This window comes from Acinetobacter portensis (genome assembly GCF_010646905.1).
Taxonomy (GTDB): Bacteria; Pseudomonadota; Gammaproteobacteria; order Pseudomonadales; family Moraxellaceae; genus Acinetobacter; species Acinetobacter portensis.
This window is the reverse complement of sequence record NZ_JAAARQ010000002.1, coordinates 1,108,359-1,127,464: the sequence shown is the minus strand read 5'-3', so window position 1 is coordinate 1,127,464 and position 19,106 is coordinate 1,108,359. Positions and strand designations below refer to the sequence as shown.

The 19,106-nt window shown below is 37.4% G+C and carries 17 protein-coding genes; 6 read left to right on the top strand and 11 right to left on the bottom strand.

Going from position 1 to position 19,106, the window contains the following annotated elements; translation table 11 throughout:
* The first annotated feature begins 11 nt into the window (after window positions 1-11).
* Entirely contained in the window at window positions 12-851 is an 840-nt protein-coding gene (locus GTK57_RS05340) for an SDR family NAD(P)-dependent oxidoreductase (RefSeq protein ID WP_163121764.1), read from the top strand.
* 55 nt (window positions 852-906) lie between these two features.
* On the opposite strand, the gene GTK57_RS05335 is transcribed toward GTK57_RS05340, so the two are convergent.
* From GTK57_RS05335 to GTK57_RS05305, 7 genes are all read right to left on the bottom strand, one after another.
* Window positions 907-2,283 (bottom strand): LLM class flavin-dependent oxidoreductase, encoded by a 1,377-nt coding sequence (locus GTK57_RS05335; RefSeq protein WP_163121762.1) that lies wholly within the window; start codon window positions 2,281-2,283, stop codon window positions 907-909.
* A gap of 131 nt (window positions 2,284-2,414) precedes the next feature.
* A complete protein-coding gene (locus GTK57_RS05330) occupies window positions 2,415-3,785 on the bottom strand; it encodes an MATE family efflux transporter (protein WP_163121760.1) in 1,371 nt (456 codons plus the stop codon).
* Window positions 3,786-3,897: 112 nt separating this feature from the next.
* Complete coding sequence (locus tag GTK57_RS05325) at window positions 3,898-5,052, bottom strand: methionine aminotransferase (protein ID WP_163121758.1); 1,155 nt, start codon at window positions 5,050-5,052, stop codon at window positions 3,898-3,900.
* Window positions 5,053-5,132: 80 nt separating this feature from the next.
* Window positions 5,133-5,459 carry a hypothetical protein gene (locus tag GTK57_RS05320; protein WP_163121756.1) on the bottom strand — a complete coding sequence of 109 codons (327 nt, stop codon included), beginning with the start codon at window positions 5,457-5,459 and terminating at the stop codon, window positions 5,133-5,135.
* 77 nt (window positions 5,460-5,536) lie between these two features.
* Entirely contained in the window at window positions 5,537-6,844 is a 1,308-nt protein-coding gene (locus GTK57_RS05315) for a DUF445 domain-containing protein (RefSeq protein WP_163121754.1), read from the bottom strand.
* A 14-nt stretch (window positions 6,845-6,858) separates the two neighbouring features.
* Window positions 6,859-7,422: a CC0125/CC1285 family lipoprotein gene (locus GTK57_RS05310; protein WP_163121752.1), complete on the bottom strand. Its 564-nt coding sequence runs from the start codon at window positions 7,420-7,422 to the stop codon at window positions 6,859-6,861.
* Window positions 7,423-7,465: 43 nt separating this feature from the next.
* Window positions 7,466-8,005, bottom strand: a complete 540-nt coding sequence (locus tag GTK57_RS05305; protein WP_152873822.1) for a DUF924 family protein — start codon at window positions 8,003-8,005, stop codon at window positions 7,466-7,468.
* Window positions 8,006-8,215: 210 nt separating this feature from the next.
* Between GTK57_RS05305 and gshA the strand changes: the two genes are divergently transcribed.
* Together gshA and GTK57_RS05295 are read left to right on the top strand one after the other, a co-directional pair.
* Complete coding sequence (gene gshA, locus GTK57_RS05300; protein ID WP_163121750.1) at window positions 8,216-9,793, top strand: glutamate--cysteine ligase; 1,578 nt, start codon at window positions 8,216-8,218, stop codon at window positions 9,791-9,793.
* A 19-nt stretch (window positions 9,794-9,812) separates the two neighbouring features.
* On the top strand, window positions 9,813-10,313 hold the full coding sequence (locus tag GTK57_RS05295) for a disulfide bond formation protein B (protein ID WP_152873824.1): 501 nt from the start codon (window positions 9,813-9,815) through the stop codon (window positions 10,311-10,313).
* Between the two features lie 85 nt (window positions 10,314-10,398).
* Here GTK57_RS05295 and GTK57_RS05290 read toward each other — a convergent pair whose 3' ends face one another.
* The gene (locus GTK57_RS05290) at window positions 10,399-11,730 is read right to left on the bottom strand and encodes an alpha/beta fold hydrolase (RefSeq protein WP_152873825.1); all 1,332 of its coding nucleotides are present in this window, start codon (window positions 11,728-11,730) and stop codon (window positions 10,399-10,401) included.
* Window positions 11,731-11,968: 238 nt separating this feature from the next.
* Here GTK57_RS05290 and GTK57_RS05285 point away from each other — a divergent pair, with 238 nt between their 5' ends.
* Together GTK57_RS05285 and parE are read left to right on the top strand one after the other, a co-directional pair.
* Window positions 11,969-12,541: a YqiA/YcfP family alpha/beta fold hydrolase gene (locus tag GTK57_RS05285; RefSeq protein ID WP_163121748.1), complete on the top strand. Its 573-nt coding sequence runs from the start codon at window positions 11,969-11,971 to the stop codon at window positions 12,539-12,541.
* 15 nt (window positions 12,542-12,556) lie between these two features.
* Window positions 12,557-14,437, top strand: a complete 1,881-nt coding sequence (parE, locus tag GTK57_RS05280) for a DNA topoisomerase IV subunit B (protein ID WP_163121746.1) — start codon at window positions 12,557-12,559, stop codon at window positions 14,435-14,437.
* 285 nt (window positions 14,438-14,722) lie between these two features.
* On the opposite strand, the gene GTK57_RS05275 is transcribed toward parE, so the two are convergent.
* The gene (locus GTK57_RS05275) at window positions 14,723-15,460 is read right to left on the bottom strand and encodes a hypothetical protein (RefSeq protein ID WP_163121744.1); all 738 of its coding nucleotides are present in this window, start codon (window positions 15,458-15,460) and stop codon (window positions 14,723-14,725) included.
* Window positions 15,461-15,609: 149 nt separating this feature from the next.
* Between GTK57_RS05275 and GTK57_RS05270 the strand changes: the two genes are divergently transcribed.
* Window positions 15,610-15,924: a nuclear transport factor 2 family protein gene (locus tag GTK57_RS05270; protein ID WP_163121742.1), complete on the top strand. Its 315-nt coding sequence runs from the start codon at window positions 15,610-15,612 to the stop codon at window positions 15,922-15,924.
* On the opposite strand, the gene GTK57_RS05265 is transcribed toward GTK57_RS05270, so the two are convergent.
* Together GTK57_RS05265 and GTK57_RS05260 are read right to left on the bottom strand one after the other, a co-directional pair.
* A complete protein-coding gene (locus GTK57_RS05265) occupies window positions 15,915-16,943 on the bottom strand; it encodes an IS701 family transposase (protein WP_082188993.1) in 1,029 nt (342 codons plus the stop codon). The genes GTK57_RS05270 and GTK57_RS05265 overlap by 10 nt on opposite strands.
* Window positions 16,944-17,263: 320 nt before the next feature.
* Window positions 17,264-18,883 carry an oleate hydratase gene (locus GTK57_RS05260; protein WP_163120774.1) on the bottom strand — a complete coding sequence of 540 codons (1,620 nt, stop codon included), beginning with the start codon at window positions 18,881-18,883 and terminating at the stop codon, window positions 17,264-17,266.
* Between the last annotated feature and the right edge of the window lie 223 nt (window positions 18,884-19,106).

Below are 19,106 nucleotides of genomic sequence, written 5' to 3'. Positions count from 1 at the left end.
AAGGGAAAACGATGAATAATTTTCAAAATAAAGTTGCAGCAATTACAGGTGCAGGCTCAGGTATAGGTCAACAACTTGCAGTTTTACTTGCCAAAGAGGGATGTCATTTATCTTTAAGTGATGTGAATGAGCAAGGCTTAATTGAAACTGTTGAAAAACTGAAAGAAACCGATGTGCGCGTTACCATCAAAAAACTAGATGTGTCAGACCGTTTTGCTGTTCAAGAATGGGCAGAAGAAACTGTAAAAGATCATGGTTCTGTAAACATGATTTTTAATAATGCGGGCGTAGCTTTGGCATCTACTGTTGAAGGTGCTTCTTATGAAGAACTTGAATGGATTGTCAATATTAACTTTTGGGGCGTTGTTTACGGCACAAAAGCATTCTTACCACTCATTAAGCAAACAGGCGATGGTCACATCGTGAATATTTCTAGTTTGTTTGGATTAACCGCACAGCCAACACAATCTGCATATAACGCCACTAAATTTGCGGTACGTGGTTTTACAGAATCACTTCGTCAAGAATTGGATATGGAAAATTGTGGCGTGAGTGCGTTATGTGTACACCCCGGTGGTATTCGTACTAATATCGCAAATGCTGCAAGAACCAATGAAAGCTTAAAAAGCTTAGGGATAAATCCTGAAAAATCGGCAAAATCGTTTAATAAATTTTTACGTTGTCCACCTGAAGAAGCTGCTCGTCAAATTTTAGAAGCAGTGAAAAAAGATAAGCGACGTTTATTAATTGGTAATGATGCCAAAGCTTTAGATCTTTTACAGCGTTTACTCCCTGCTGGCTATCAAAAAGTCATTGCCTTTGCGAGCAAATCGGGTAAGCCTAAAAAATAGCTAAAATTGAAGTATAAAAAGCCTGCAATGCAGGCTTTTTATTTTTTAAAGATGATTAAGATGCTTCAGCCGCTTTGTTTCGTTCCGTAAGAACGTATTGATTTTCAGGTCGTTTAAGACCTAAGTTTTCACGTAAAGTTGTTCCTTCGTATTCTTTTCGGAACAAGCCTCGACGTTGTAATTCAGGCACAATAAACTCGACAAAATCGTTTAAACCTGTAGGTGTGGATGGAGGAAGCACATTGAAACCATCAGCCGCTTCATTTTCAAACCATTCTTGTAGTTGATCGACAACTTGTTCAGGTGTGCCAATAAGTGTCCAATGTCCACGCGCTGAAGCAATATATTCGTAAAGCTGACGAATGGTAAAATTATGCTCTTTGGCAATATCAATCATAAGTTGTTGACGACTTGAGAAGGTCAAATCTGCATCGCTAATTTTTGGAAATGGTGCATCTAAATCATATTTAGATAAGTCAATTCCACCTGCTAAACCTGCAAGTAAACCGCGTCCTACGTCAGGAAGAATCAAGCTATTGAGTAAGTCATATTTGGCTTTGGCTTCTTCTTCAGTTTGAGCAACAAAAATTGAAACACCTGGCATAATTTTTAAGTCATCTGCATGGCGACCATATTTTACTAAGCGACTTTTTACATCACGATAAAAGCCTTGAGCATCAGCTAAACTTTGTTGCGACGTAAAAATAACCTCAGCATGTTTTGCTGCAAGTTCACGACCATCTTCAGATTGTCCCGCTTGCACAATAACAGGATAGCCTTGTGGTGGACGAGGAACGTTTAAAGCACCTTGTACGTTAAAATATTTACCGCTATGAAGTGGTTCATGGCTTTTTGAAACCTCAAAGAATTGACCTGTTTCTTTGTCATATTTAAATGCATCATCTTCCCAAGAATCCCAAAGTTTTTGAACAACTTCAATAAATTCATCAGCACGTTCATAGCGTAAAGCAGGGTCTGGATGTTGTTGTAAACTGAAATTTCGTGCTGTTGATGCTGCACTTGTTGTCACAACATTCCATGCTGCACGACCTTTGCTAATATGATCTAAAGATGCAAATTTTCGAGCAAGTAAGTATGGATCTTCATAAGTGGTTGATGCTGTCGCAATGAAACCAATATTTTTTGTGACTGCTGAAATTGCAGCAAATAAAGTCACAGGTTCAAAACCAACGGCTTTATCTGTATAACCAAGCGTATGAGAATCTTTGCTTGCACCATGACTCCAACTTACTGAAAGTCCATCGGCAAGAAAATAGGCATCAAATAAGCCTTTTTCTGCGGTTTTAGCGAGTTCAATAGCGTAGTCGATACTTAGATGATCTTGTGGGCGCGATTCAGGATGGCGCCATCCTGCTGCATGTTGCGATGTTGTTGGAATGAATGCGCCAAGTTTTATTTGTCGTTGTGCCATGAGAACAGCCTATACATTTTTTAATTTATGTATAGCGTTATAACAACTCAAGAAATGGATGAAAAATAAGATAAAAATAATACCTTATACAAAATATGGAATTGTGATCTTTATCTATGTTTTAACGGTTATTAAATTAAAACTTTGACCGTTTTTTTCTTCCAAACAAATTGGTAATACAAACCTTGCATAATGCATAAGCAAACGAATGCGAGTGCATAGCCATACCAAATGCCTTCTAATCCCCACCAATTACTAAAGGTATAAGCAGCAGGAACTTCAATACAAACAATTGCGAGAACATTAATAATCATTGGAATAGTCACAGTTCCACTTGCTCGCATAATTGAAGCAAAAATAGCACTCGCACCAAAGAATAAAATTGACCATAAAACAATAAATAAAAGCTGTTGACCTAAGGCAACAACATTTGGATCTGTAATGAATAAAGCCATTAAATATTTAGAAAATAGGTAGGCTAAAATGACCAATGTTCCCGTGAATATGATATTCATTCCAAGGGCTGTACGTGTCACTTTCGCAAGTAAATCTGACTTACCTGCACCAATGGCTTGAGCTGCAAAAATAGAAGCAGCAATGGCAATAGAAAGTGCAGGGAATTGAATGTAATTCAATACCTGATTGACTGCACCATAGGCAGCGGTTGCATCTGCACCATGTCGATTGACTAAACCTACAATCACCAAACCTGCTACAGAGGTTGTAACCATCTGTACACCTGTTGGAATGCCTAAACGTAAAATAATTTTGCTCAGTTTCGGTTGATGACGAATGTTTTTAATCAGTTGCCAATCGGGCTTTAAAGGGTGATCTTTTTTATTTAAATAGACGGTTAAAAAGATTAATACCGTTAACATCCCCAAGCTTGTCGCAATGGCAGGGGCAATAATGCCAAGTTTTGGAAAGCCAAAATATCCTGCAATTAATACAGGTGTTGTAATCACTCCAACACCAATAGACATGGTCGATGCTAGAAGTGGCGTTCGACTATCGCCTACACCACGTAAAATTGAAGTGTAAATAATATAGATAAATAACAGTGGGCTACCTGCAAGCATCCATTGCACATAAGGCAGAGATAGATGCATGACTTCATCATCTATACCCAAAGCCATTAAGATGTGTTTTGCATATAACACGCCAAAAATAGCAATCAGCGAGCCACCAATAAGGGTCATAAATAGCGTTGAACCCACGACACAGCGTACTTTCTCTAAATTTTGCGCCCCCCAAGCTTGTCCAACTAAAACCGTTGCACCTGCGGAAAGCCCAATAACAAAAGCCATTAAACAAAATAAGATAGGAAAGAAAACCGACACAGCCGCAATGGCATGAACCCCAAGCATTTGACCCACAAAAATGGTGTTAATGGTGCCTGAAAGGTTTTGCAAAATATTAGTCGCAATTAAGGGCAAAAGGAAAACCAAAAAGGTTTTCCATAAATTTTGTTGCGTGACTAATGATTGCTGATGTTGCGACATGTATGCGTCCGTTTCACTGTATTTTTATGATTTTCAATATATTTTAGACTACATGAATGCATTAAAAAATGCCTTAGTTATTCAGTAACAAAGGCATTTAAAGTACTTATTTTTATACCTTAGATAATATTTGTGCTGCTTGAATAAGCGTTTCGTCTTTTTTGGCAAAACAGAAACGAATCATCTTTAAATCTTTGGGTGCATTTTTATAAAATACAGACACAGGAATGGCAACAATACCGTGTTCTTCAGCAAGATATTGGCACATTTCAACATCGGTTAAATCTGGACGAATATCGCTGTAATTTAAGTTTTGGAAATATGTTCCTGAAGATGGCGTAAATTTAAAACGTGAATGCTTTAAACCTGAATTGAATAAATCGCGTTTTGCTTGGTAGAAACTTGCAAGTTGTTCGATATGTTCAGGATGTTCTTGCATAAAGTTAGCAAGTGCAACTTGAACAGGTGTAACACCACAAAAATTGGCAAATTGATAAACCTGACGGAAAATGGTCATCAGTTCAGGTGCGGCAACGCAATAACCTGTTTTCCAACCTGTAACATGAAAAGTTTTACCAAATGAACCGACCACAAAACTACGATGACGCAATTCAGGAAATGAAAGTGCTGAATAGTGTTTTTGACCATCGTAAATAAGGTGTTCATACACTTCATCTGACAACACAATAATATTTTTATCTTGAATAAGCGCGATTAAATTGAGCCAATCTTGTTTACTCCAAATTGCGCCTGTTGGGTTATGTGGCGTATTCACAATCACTATTTTAGTTTTAGCAGAAATAGCATCTTTCACTTTATTCCAATCGACCGAAAAGTGGGGTGCTGTGAGTGGGATATGAATAGGCATTGCACCTACAAGCTGAATACTTGGCGCATAACTGTCATAACTTGGGTCAAAAATAATGACTTCATCACCTGCATGAACAAGCGCTTGAATAGCACTGAAAATGCCAATAGTCGCTCCGGGTGTAATTGTCATTTCAGTGATCGGATCAAGATGGACATCATCTCGTTTTAAAAATTGTTGAGCCAATTGTTCACGTAAATTGAGCAGACCATCGCCTGGTGAATATTGATTAAAACCATCTAAGGTGGCTTTGCTTAATTCTTCTAATAAAGCAGATGGTGCGGGAAAATCAGGAAATCCTTGAGATAGGTTTAAAGCATTTAAGCGTTGTGCCAAAGCCGACATCACGCTAAAAATAGTGACACCTTGAGAGGGAAGTTTGGATTGGATTTCGATCATGACCGCACTAAATATTTAAATTAATGAGAGTTCTTAACATAGCATGGGCAATGATGTTAAATGAATAAAGATCAAATTTATTAACTAAAAATCCCCCAATCTCTTTTAATAAACCAAGGGTTCTTAGATATATCCCAAGTAATAATACTACTCGGTTCAAAAGGTTCATTTGTAATTAAAATATTAGTTACCTGACCATCAACTAATGAAAGAACATGATTTTTTTTATCGCTTTCATAATCCCAAAAATGATAGCGGTCAGATTGGTCGTGATATTTTCGACTCGGGCCAATATCAAATGGAGCACATAATCGTTCAATTATTTTATTGTCTTCCTTTGAGAAGAATGAAATTTTAACCTTTTTCTTATTCGTAATTGCATCTTTCATTACAGTATCAAACTTCATTAATTATTATCCTTTATATGATTTTGTAATTCTTTTTTAATGCAAATAGATACCATATTCAAGCGATTAATATGATTTTAAAATGCATAATCAACAAAAGCTCGAATTAAACCTAAACCAAAACCAATAAAAGCACCAACGACCACGCCATTCACACGAATCATGTGTAAATCGCCACCGACTTCATTTTCAATTTTATCGATCATTTCACTAGAGTCCCATTCGTGAATTTTTTCACTAATAAAACGAATGACTTTTTCACTATATTGATCAGATAAATTAATGGCAACGGAACTCATTTTGTCATTTAAAAGTTCACGAACAGCTTGGTTTGAAATGATACTTTCACCCACTTGCTGAATAGCAATACGAATATTTTGTGCAATGCCTGAATTTGGTTTTTCTAAGTCATCTTTAATTGCATTACATAAAATAACCACGGCACCACTTATAAAATTAAGAACTTGAGGGCTTTCTAATAATGCATTTTTAGTGTCGTTTAGTTTGGTGCTCGCATGACTATTTTTATCTGCAAGCTCAAGCATCAGCTGTTGACCAAACTCTTCTATATGGTTGCGCCAAGGGTGTTCAGGGTCCGATAGCATTGCCTCAATTCGTTCTATAAGTGAATCGATTGAACGCTGTTGAACATCGATGCCAATCCAACTTGCACCTTTAGCGAGTTTCCAAACCCCCATTTCCTTAAATAATCGTTTGCTTATTTCCTGTATTTTTTCAGGATTTTGCAGCATCCATTCGTGAGCAACATCTAAACCGCGTTGTAAAACATCTTGATGGAAATCATTTTCCAAAACTGCACGAAGCATTTCACTTGCAAGATGATTAATTTCGGTATTTTTTACCCATTGAACGCTGTTGGTTTGAATGAACTTCCCAATTTGATCTTGCCCAATAAACTCAAAAATTTTGGGTGCAGATTGTTGAATAAGTTGCGTGATTTGTAAGTTGTTTTGAGGGGTTGCAAGCCATTGCCCAAATGCTAAAGAAAGGTCTGTATTCGCTAAACTTTTTTCTACCACTTGAGGCGATAAAAAGTTTTCCTGAACAAAGCGTCCCATAGATTCTGCAATACGGGCTTTATTTCGAGGAATAATTTCTGTGTGGTCACGTAAAAATTTAGGAATGGGCATTTTCCCAAAAGGATTACGAAACAAAACGGTAATGGCATACCAATCGGCTAATCCACCCACAACGCCTGCTTCTGCCGAAAGCATCAGAATATGAATGAGCCAAACATATTCAGGCAGAAGTTTTGCAGCAACCATTAATGCAAGCCAAATTAGCACAGCAATAACAAGTGCCAGAGCTGCAAAACGTTTACTACGTTGTAAGTTTGGCGATATTTCGCTGTTTGGTTCTGCCATAAAGTTTCCGTTATTTATTTGCTAGGCGTGGTTGCAGCTTGCGGTTGTAATACTTCACCTGTTGCACTCAAGCCGTATTTATTGCCTAAAGATTTTAGAATCAAAGTAGCATCAAAAGCATTTTGAGGGGCAGATTTTTGATCTTTAAAGCATTCAATTGTATAAGAAACTTGAGCTGGTTCTACATTCACCACTTGTGGCGTGTCATAGAATGGGTCAGGCCAAAAAGCAGGATGACGACGGTAATAACCATATGGACCGTACATTGGCGGTGTTGGATAAACCACGGCTTGACGAGGTGGTTTTTGCGAACGGTTACTTGGATCATCCATCACTTTAAAGAAGCGGAAACCATTTTTAAGCGTGGTTTGTGCTGCTTTGACTAAAGTAATTTCTTCGGCTGTGCCATAGCTCATATTTGTGTCGGCAACAAAACTAATGCGATAGGTTTTTGCATTAAGTGGCGTTTGGCTAAATTGACCTAATTGATCAAACGTACGTGGTTTGCTTGGTAATGTTGCACAACCCGTCATGGTAAGCGTAGCAGCCATTGCTAAGCCCGTGAGTATTTTCTTCATGCTAAACCTCCTAAGAGTGTAGCTAGATAGCAAGGGGAGAGTATTAAAAACTGCTATTGGGTTGTGTTAAAAACTCAATTTCTTCTGCAGTAGATTCACGACCTAAAATGGCGTTGCGATGCGGATAACGTCTAAATTGATCGATAATCACTTTATGTTTAGTTTCAAAGTCTAAATTAATCGGATTTCCTAAATCTTGAAAGAGTTTTAATGCTTGTTCATGTATGATTTTTGATTCGCTGTGCATGAATGGCATGTATAAAAATTTACGATAATCTTCAGGTAATTTTTGGTCTAAACCTAAATGAATTGCTTCTTGAGCCAATGCTAAGGCTAATGAATCTTGCGCAAAGGCTTGTGGTAAATCTCTAAATAAATTTCGTGAAAATTGGTCAAGTACAATAATTTCAGCTAAACGACCTTCTGCCGTTTCACGCCATTGCCATAATTCTGCTTGAGCCGCTTGTTGATGAATGCTTTTAAAGTTTTTGAGTATCAACTGATCAAATTCATCACTTTTTGCAAACCATAGCGGTTGTGTTTTTTCACTAAACCAAAAATTTAGAATCTCTTGATAATTCATTACTTTTATATCTCTTTATCGTTTATTTGTTTATAGAAACACAATTTTTCTATGTCTAAAAGGCTAAGTTTGTGATAAAAATTTGCCCAAAATATATAATCCGTTTCGAGTAAAAACTAGACAGCTTGTGTGGAGCAGTAACTCAAACCTAGTATATTGATATAAACTTATGATTTTATTTATGTAGTTTCTTCCAAAAGCGAGATAGAAATGAGTCAACCTGAATCGACCTCTCAAGAACAATTACCGACTTGGGTGGATTCTTCGCTGTTCAAAGGAATGTTACGTGGCATAGAACGTGAAACTTTACGTATGCAAAGTAACGGATTCCTCTCCCAAGGATCACATCCTAAAGCGTTGGGTTCTGCATTGACGCATCCGCATATTACGACAGATTACTCTGAAGCTTTAATGGAGTTTATTACGCCTCCAAAAGAAAGCATTCAAGAAACATTAGATTATTTAAGAGATATTCACGCGGTTGCACATCGTCATTTAGAAAATGATGAAAAGCTTTGGCCACTTTCAATGCCATGTATGTTAGATGATGCCGATGAAAACATTCGTTTGGCGCAATACGGAACATCAAATATTGGTTTGTTTAAAACCTTATATCGTCGTGGTTTAGGTGTACGTTATGGTCGTCGTATGCAGACCATCTCGGGTGTTCACTATAATCTTTCATTTCCAGATCAGTTGTTTGAAGCACTGCAAAATCATGAAACAGATGAAAAACTAAAAGCATTAAGTGCGCAAGATTATCGTAGTCATCGTTATTTGGGTTTAATTCGTAATTTTATTCGTTTAACACCTTTAGTTATGTTCTTGGTTGGGGCGAGTCCATCGGTTTGTAAGTGTTTTATGACTGGGCGTGAACATCAATTGTTACCCTTATTGAAAGGTACGCTGTATTTGCCATTTGCAACTGCATTACGCATGGGACGTTTTGGCTATCAAAATTCTGCGCAAAAACAGTTGGGTATTCACTACAACAATTTGCCAGATTATTTAAATGGTTTACAAAAAGCTGTGAAAACATCATATGAACCATTTAGTCGTTTAGGTTTAAATGATGCCGATGGTGAACCGCTACAAATTAATGATCATGTGCTTCAAATTGAAAATGAATACTACAGTTTAGTTCGCCCTAAACAAGTTCCTAAAGATGGCGAAACACCATCTGAGGCATTGGCAAACCGTGGTATTGCTTATGTTGAATTGCGTGCGGTAGATGTGAACCCATATAGTCCAATTGGTGTTGATGAAAACACAGCAGGTTTCTTAGAAGTATTGGCGTTACATTGTTTGTTAACAGACAGCCCAGAATTACTTGAACAAGAACAAGATGTGATTGAAAAAAACCAAGCGGAAGTGGTGAATCGTGGTCGTGCACCAAATGCTACAATTTGGGAAAATGGACAGGCGTATTTCATTGAAGATTGGAGCCGTAAATATTTAAACGGTATGCAACCTTTAGCTGAATTATTAGATGATAGTTATCAAACCGAAATCTATTCAGAAGCTTTAAATCTAATGAAAACTCGAATAGATGAAGTAGATGAAACATTATCTTCTAAAATGATTGCAGATACCGTAGCACAAGGTGGAACTTGGAGTTTTGGTAGCTATCTAGCATTACAACATGCCGAAGCGTATGAAAAACATCAGCTAAGCAAAGAAAGAGTAGCTTATTTTGAAGACGTTGCAAAAGCATCTTTGGAAAAGCAAGAGCAACTTGAACAAGAGACTACGCAAACTTTTGCAGAATATCTTGCTCAATTCCGATAAAAATTAAAGAGGATTTACCATGAATTGGAGTCGTTATCGCTTCGTGAGTGGTTTTTTATTTTTAGCAAGTGTCATTGGTATGGCATTCGCTTTGTATTTAGAACACGTGCAAGGGCTTGAACCTTGTCCATTATGCGTATTTCAGCGCGTAGGCTTAATAGCTTTAGGTTTGGTTTCACTTATTGCGTTTATTCATAATCCTGCTTCAAATATCATGAAGCGTGTTTATGCATTACTTGGAACGATTGGTATTTTGTGGTCGGCAGGTGTTGCTACACGTCATGTGTGGCTACAAAATTTACCCCCCGATCAAGTACCAAGTTGCGGACCAGGTTTAGACTACCTAGTAGATGTTTTGCCATTAAAATCTGTTTTAGAACAAGTTTTAAGTGGTTCTGGTGAGTGTGCAGCTATCGACTGGACATTACTAGGGCAGTCTTTACCTGTATGGTCGCTGACTTTCTTTGCTGTTTTAGCGCTAATTAGTTTGTGGCAGTTATTTAGAAAATATCCTGCATAAACTTAAAATTTAAGATGCTCATTTAAAATAAAAAAAGCCAGTTCAAACTGGCTTTTTTTTGTTTCGTTATTTTAGATAAACAAATTTAAGTAAGTGCAATGCCATCATAATGATCTAGATGAATAAAATATTCATGTACCTGTTCATCTGAAACATCTTGGTTAAATGGATAAAACCAAAGCGCAATTTGTTCAGCAACACTCGAATTATGATGAATTCTAAAATGGCTTAAACCATAGAAAATGGCTTTATGAGAATCTGGCACATTCAATTGTGAACGAGAGTTAGGATGCTCACCTAAAGCACTTTGTATACTCACCAAATAATCACCAAAAAGATGACGCGAGTTTTTGTTTTTTTTCTCACGTTCAATTGAACCTGCAATTAAATAGGCGTGAATATGAGAAGGTAGTGGTGCAGGTTTTCGATGATCATCTACAAAGCCAACTCGAGCATCGTTATATTCCCAGTCATCATCTCGAATGCTGCCATGACGCAAATCTAAAATGCCATTGCTACGAATATTAAATAAATGACCGAAAAGCTTTGCGACAGGAAATCTGCCGAGTTTATTTTGTATGTTAAAGCTAAAACGCTCTAATGCAGCGCCGTGGTGCGGTGAAGCAATACACACTAAATTTTCAGTCAAATGTAACCATTGATATAAATTTTGCTTTGCGTAAAAAAGAGCGCTACGTGCGACTAATCCACCCATGCTGTGACCAATTAAACTTAGGCTGGTAATTTTAGGGTTGCGCTTAATTAAGTCCTCAAGGGTATTTGCTAAGCTACGTCCGTTCGATGAAATACGACGACCTGTGTTGTAATTTAAATACAACATAGTGTTGTGATCACGTTGTGCTAGAAGCTTTTCACCAATGCCGCCAAATTGATGATTCGACCAATCTAAATGGTTCATGCATAAGCCATGAATAAACAAAACGACATGTCCATTCAATTCACCTTTTTGCACGCTTCCATAATGATCATAAATGACCATGGGCAAGCCAATTGGGTTGTGTTGCTTTAACAAATAATCTCCACACACGCCATTTAAAGCACCCACAAAATAATGTTGTTTAGGTGTGAGAGGAGATGCATGCAAATTTGGAAATTTGGTAATAATTTGACGTAAACCAGGCGCAACAAATTGACTGCCGTAATTTTGAATAGTGTCGAAAGAATATTGATAAAATTTTTGAATATTTGAATTGTTTTTCAGTTTTGTCGATTTTTTACGACTTATTCCAAAAACACTGGAAATAACTTCGTGTTGAATAGTTTGAATCAGTTCACGAGCAACATTGTTAAAGGGCGTACTTACTACTTGAGCAAGACCTTCTAGTACATCTGCTTGACTTGGAGGCGTACGATCCCATTTACAATATGTTTCATGTAGCGGTGTTAAACTTGTCATACTTTTGCACCTCTTGAGGTGATCATTTTATTAACTCTTTATTTTTAATCGTGATCGCGGTATAAATTTGTACAATTCGTGAAGTTGCTGATGAAGAACAACTTTAAAAATACAGGGCGAGATCGCTATTTTTTAGCTATTTTGTCTGACAATTATATTTAAAATACAAATTTAAACATTGGTGATCAATATCACCTAAAATAGTTTAAATTGATTTTATGAAACAAGCAAAAAATTGATGAATCTTATTTACTTACATGGTTTTCAAAGTGCGCCAATGTCAATGAAAGGACAGTGGTTAAAAGATTATGTAGAACAACAACATAATATTAAGATACATCTTCCAGATTTAAACATGCCACCGTTGGATGTCATGAGAGATATGGAAAATTTAATCAAAAAATTAGACCATGTTGCATTGGTTGGAAGTAGCTTAGGTGGTTTCTACGCGACGCAGTTGGTCGCAAAGTTTGCAGTGCCTGCTGTTTTGATTAACCCAGCTATGCGACCATGGCAATTGTTTAAAGACTTATTTGGGGATGAGCAGATTCCGTACAAAGTTTGTGATACATGGACTTTAGATCATGCTCAATTGAACGATTTAGAACAACTTGCTGTACCGTTTGTGCAAGATGCAGACAAAATAATGGTGTTATTACAACAAGGCGATGAAGTTTTGGATTATCGTGAAGCAGAACGCTATTATAAGCGATCTTTGCTCATTAGCGAATCCAATGGAAATCATGCAATGGATGATTTTAAAACTAAAATCCCAATGGCACTGCGGTTTTTATCGGACAGCATAAAATAAAGGAAATAGTACAACGTGTCTCAATATACGGCTCAATCACTTGAAGTTCTATCTGGTTTAGATCCTGTACGCCGTCGTCCCGGCATGTATACAGATACCACTCGTCCAAACCATTTGGCGCAAGAGGTTATTGATAATGCTGTCGATGAGGCACTTGCAGGTCATGCCAATCAAATTACGGTAACTGTCTATAAAGATGGTTCATTGTCTGTAGATGATAATGGTCGTGGTATGCCTGTCGATATTCATCCTGAATATGGACAAAGCGGTATTGAAATTATTCTGACTAAGCTTCATGCAGGCGGTAAATTCAGTACAGATAACTACCAATTTTCAGGTGGTTTACATGGTGTCGGTATTTCGGTGGTAAACGCCTTATCTACACGTGTAGAAGTTGAAGTAAAACGCCAAGGTAACCTTTATAAAATGGCATTTGAACAGGGTGAACCTGTTGCGCCACTTGAAGTTTTAGAAGGCAAAGCACCAAAACGTGCAAGCGGAACAACTGTTCATTTTTGGCCTGAAGTTAAATATTTCGATTCACCAAAATTTGCATTAAAAGCGCTTAAACATAATTTAAAAGCAAAAGCGGTATTGGCTGCAGGTTTGCAAATTACCTATGTAGACCAAATTAACGATGAAAAAATTGTTTGGCAGTTTGAAAATGGTTTAGTCGATTATTTGATGGATGAATTGGAAGATCGTGAGATTGTTCCACATCCTGCATTTGTGACTATGGGCGAAGCAGATCGTGCAAGTGCTGAATTTGCTATTTGTTGGAATGTTGAAGGTGGCGAAAGCATTCAAGAAAGTTATGTGAACTTAATTCCAACAGCGCAAGGCGGTACACATGTGAATGGACTTCGTTCAGGTGTAACCGATGCAATGCGTGAATTCTGTGAGTTACGTAATTTATTGCCACGAAACCTCAAACTCTCTGCAGAAGATGTTTGGGACAGTGTGAACTACATTCTGTCGTTAAAATTTCAAGAACCACAATTTTCAGGGCAAACGAAAGAACGTCTTTCAAGCCGTGAAGCTTCAGGCATTGTTCAAAATATCGCGAAAGACGCTTTTGCATTGTGGTTGAACCAAAATTCAGACGTTGCTATGCAATTGGCTGAAATGATGATTAGCAAAGCAGGTCGTCGTTTAAAAGCAGCGAAAAAAGTAGAGCGTAAAAAGATTGTTTCGGGCCCAACACTTCCGGGTAAATTGTCAGATTGTGTGGGACATACTTTGGAAGAGTCTGAACTTTTTATTGTGGAAGGTGATTCTGCGGGTGGTTCGGCTAAACAAGCACGTGATAAAAACTTCCAAGCAATTATGCCAATTCGAGGCAAAATTCTAAATACTTGGGAAGTTTCATCAGATGAAGTTTTGGCATCTCAAGAGGTTCATAATATTGCGATTGCCATTGGTGTGGACCCAGGCAGTGATGATCTTTCAGAACTTCGTTACGGTAAAATTTGTATTCTTGCCGATGCCGATTCAGATGGCTTGCACATTGCGACATTGTTATGTGCTTTGTTTGTGAAGCATTTTACAACGTTGGTGGAAGAAGGGCATTTATTTGTTGCGATGCCACCATTGTACCGAATTGATGATGCAAAAGAAGTTCATTACGCTTTAGATGATGCTGAACTTGAAGGTATTTTGAAAAAGTGTAAAACCAAAAATCCTCAAATCACTCGATTTAAAGGTTTGGGTGAGATGAACGCAAGTCAGCTTCGTGAAACAACGTTAGACCCAGATACACGTCGTTTGGTTCAGCTTGATTTAGATGATATGCAATTTACAGCAGGGTTGTTGGATAAATTACTCGCGAAAAAACGTTCGGGCGACCGTAAAGATTGGCTTGAGCAAAAAGGTAATTTAGCCGATTTGGTTGTTTAAAATTGATAGAAGAAAAGCCCATGTAAATCATGGGCTTTTTTATTTTGTGGTTTTCACTCATAGTCATTTTTCAATATTTGTTCTTTGATTAAGGGCTATTTTTTCATCCCTTTGGATGAGGAATATATTCCGTAAGAGGATGAGGGCTTTTGTTATAAAAACCTCTCCCTAGCCCTCTCCTATAAGGAGAGGGAACTTCTATTATGACTTTGATAGAACTAAAAAATAATTTATGAAAGAGTTTATTATTTAAGTATCGATAGCGGGAAAGTAGTTTTATAAAGTCTATTTGAGTGTTTCAACTTTTATATACGTTCCACCTGCAGAAACATTGCGTCCAAAACCACAGCCACCTTCACCAGTGTTTTCAGAAACTTGAATGTGTTGTCCAAGCTTCGTATTAAATGCAAAATTTAGGTTAATTTTACAATCCTCATAAACATAAGTTGCTTTTTTAGCAGATGAAGACATTGAAGTTCCAAACTCACCCATATTAGGGCCATAAATTAAGCCATAAACACCAAAATAATAGCCTTCATAATCAATTTCATATTTGTTTTTATTTTTCTTAACGTGAATCGTATCCCATTGACCAAAACCACTTCGGCTTACATAAGTACCAGATAAATCATTCGATGCTTTAGGTACGGGTAACTTACTTAAATTAAATTGGCTCGATTTAGTATCTTCATCACGTAAAAACCATGCCTTTGCCCATTGTGGTTTATTTAATTTTGCATAGCTTAAACCCACATTATTATTTGCAATTTCAATATCTCGTTCAGAAAGCTTAATTCCACTCACTTCATCATTCAATAAACAAAATGAAGTCCATGCAGCTTGGTCTTTAAACTGATTTAAGGCTTTTGAATATTGTTTTTGATCGTAATGTTTTTTACCTAATTGTGCATATTGCTTCACCTTAGAACAACCATCCTGAATTTCTTCATTAGTCGTTAGATCTGCATAAGCATAAGAATTTAAGCCAAGTAAAACAGCAGCAAAAATCATTTTATTATTCATTTAGGCATCCAATTTTTAGAAAAAATAATGGTGAAAATACAAAGCTAAATATCATCAAAAATTAAAACTATCACACATGATAGTGATTGTTAAGGTGGAAAAGGCTTATGCTCATTTCAACATCAAAAAACAAAATTTAGGTAAATAAAATGAGTAAAACAGCAGAACAAGTAACACTCGATAAAATGTATGCAGCATTTGGTTCACAAAATGTAGAAGAAGCGGTAGCAACCGTATCCGATGATTCGGTTTGGATTCATCATGGAACGCAAAAATTACCTTCATTACGCTTTGAAGGAAAAGAAGGTGTAAAACAGTTTTTCCAAGCAAACTTTACCACTTTAAAAGTTGAATATTTTGATATTTTAAGTGCCTTTCAACAGGGAAATACCATTATTGTGACGGGTAAAGAAAAATTCATTAAGGTAGAAGATAATATAGGACTTACGCACTGTTATTTATAGACTCTCTGTGGTAGCAGATGATTTTTATCGAGAATAAAGTCATCAATGAAGTTTTTGATCATTGGTCTAAATAACTTCTTCTGCCAACGATATACATTTTCAAAGATCCGCTCAAACTGGTTCTTTTGTATCTCAACATAGGCCATCAAGGCTGAAAAAATATGATTCGAAATCAGTTTAGATCGTCTTACTTGAAACTTTTCAATATGACAAACCTGTTTAATCACTCGGTGATATTGTTCTATTTTCCAATGACTTGAATGTAATTCATGAAAACCCTCAAAGGACAATAAATCATCTTCATCTTGATGCACAATATAAAACCTCTGCTGTTCTTTTAACTGAGTCTTAAATAATTGTACAAAGCCAAAATCTTTGAGCCAGACCACTTGACCCTGATGGAAATTTGGCAATAAACGCAGTTGAAACCATTGTCCTTTTTCTGGGGAAACCTTACGGTTACAGTCGATACCAAACATAAATCGAATACCATGTTTTCTTATGGTTTTTAGATTTCCAGTCGATGAATACCAACTATCACCTGTAATAAATTGAATCTTTGCACCCCAACTGAGTACTTCACTTAACATATCCATAAAGTAATCATTCTTGGTTTTACCTTCAGATTTGTCATAAATTCGGAAATTAATTGGAATATTTTGACCATTTTGATCTGTCGCATACAAGGTAATGAGATTAATACCCTTGACGGATCGGTGGTGTTTGCCTGACCAAAAATAGCTAACTAAGTCCATATGCTGACTATATGGTTTATCTAAAACAGTATCATCAATACTGACTATAAGTTTATTATTATCAATATGTTGAATTGCTTCTTGATATAGGTCGTGAGGTGTGTAGTCTTCACGTTCTAGAAAGCGATTTACACTATCATGCGAGATGTTATAAGTCTCGGCAAGTTGTGTGCAGCTAATAGAGTTCGGTTCTGTCATGAGAAAGCCCATATAAATGGGTAGAGTACAAGTTGCTGTAGAAGCATTTTTAATTCGTCTGATCACAGATACTTTATAAAGTATTTTAATACTTTTTTGAATCCGTCAATGCGTAAGTCCTATAATTTTTCTTTTTATCCAATTTAAAATTAGGTGCGTACACGGCCTCAACATTTCAATAAAGTACAAAAGGTGTTTGCGTAGGCAATAACCTTACTTTTGATAAGCCAAAAGAAAGCAAAAGCCTTTGTTACCCATACATAACATCCCTATTATGATGGATAACGTGTGGCATCCCTGCCACACTCGTGTATCCAAACGTTGCTTAAATTAAACTATGTAATAGTGGCGACATAAAGGTGCTCTTATCGCTATATATTAAAAACTTAGTGGAACACTGTTTCTAAAGCTTTTAAACCCACTTTGGGATCAAGTAGACCGTTGTAAATTTCAGGGATTTCACGTTCCACCCCCAAAAATTCATAAATGGCAAGCATCGCCCCACGAACTGAATATTCCACAGTAAAGACCACGTCATCTTCAATTTCCACAAACTGTCCAAGGAAAGCAAAGTTTTGTGAGCCTTGTGGAATTACCTGTGGACGATCCCCCGGTTTACGGCAGGCGAATAGGGCAGAGGCGTATGGCATCATGGCGGTAGTAACATCAGTCGTTGCCAAAACATGATCTAAAATGTCGTCAAAACCGAGCTGTTTAATCAGTTCTGTTAGGATTTCTTGCCCCGTGGCTTCGGACATTGGTTTTTTGATGTAATCGCCTATATGGTCAATTTGGAAACCGTAGCCCCATAAGGTATATAAACCTTCAGGTAAGTCGGCAAAGTGTGGCTGTGCAGGAACCACGATGGATAAATGCCAACCCGACTCATACCAAGTCATGAGTGCGCCTGTGCCTGGTTCATTGCCTGTATAGTCAATAATACGTTTAAGTAGCACGTCATCTTTCATGGTCAGAGTGAAAGACTCCCACTTATGTTCATCGACATTGCCATAAAAAGTCATTGGACGGCCAAAGTCTGGGGCTTTTTGTGCCAGCGTTTCCCAAAGCGTCCAGCCATGATCTTCTCGATGACGAATAAGGGCAGGCACGTCATGATTACCGCCATAACGTGAGTCTGCTGTAATAGAGCCTAAAGTGAAAATAGCTAAATCATTGGCTTTCAGATTAATTTGCTCTGAGCCTTCAGGCAATTGTACATATAGGCGTGAAGCGTAGCGTTCTTGAGTTTCAGCATTGGTAATGAAGTCTGCATCTGTGACATAGTGTCCAAAACGCACATCGACGCCTTGTGCGACTAACCAACGCTGTAGGGGCAGAATCATCGAGTCATATTGGTTGTACTTGGTACGTTTCACACCCGCTAAGGTATGAATGCGTGGCAATTCTTGAATAAAACGCAAGAAATAGCGTCTTAACTCTGCCGCACTGTGCCATTTTTGAAAAGCGAAAGTGGTGCGCCACATGCGCCAGAAATTGGTTTCAAAAAAGGCCTCATCAAAAAACTCATCAATGCGGCGGCTACCAATTTTTTCTTCTTTTGAAGCCAATAGGCGCAGCATCTGTGCACGATGTAGTGTATTCAGACCAAGCTTTGCTGCATCCGCAATGACATGTTCGGCATCAATTAAACGTGCATTGGCGTGGGTTTTCACTTTTTCATTAAACTCACGACATTCTTCACGAACGGAAATGTCTGGATTTTCCAAAGATGGAATACTGGAAAATAAGTCCCATAGGCACAAATAAGTTTCATCGGTCAGCATTCGCCCACCACGTGTCACCCAAGCTTGCGCGGCATGTGGAGTATCTCCACCATCCATTGAGCCACCTGAAATATCGAGTTCTTCTAAAATATGGATATTTTTGGCAGGGACTTTGGCATCACGGATTGCAAATGCAGCAGCAGCCATACCTGCGATACCACCACCAATAATCCAAAGATGGGACTGTTGCGCGTCTAATGGGGTGCGCTTCTTATTTTGCATGGTTCACCTTTAATTATGAAGTAAAAAAATTGGTTTAGAAAAACCTTAAAAATAGTATGTCTTTTTATATATGAAAAATGTATGAAAAGGGAAGCAATTCCCCCATTATATTTTGTAATCAAAAATAAGCACATGATGGCTATCTTTAATACACATTTGTCTTTTTATTAAAATTGAATATGATCTAAATATCTGATGTTGCAGTTTATTGTTGAGTAATTGC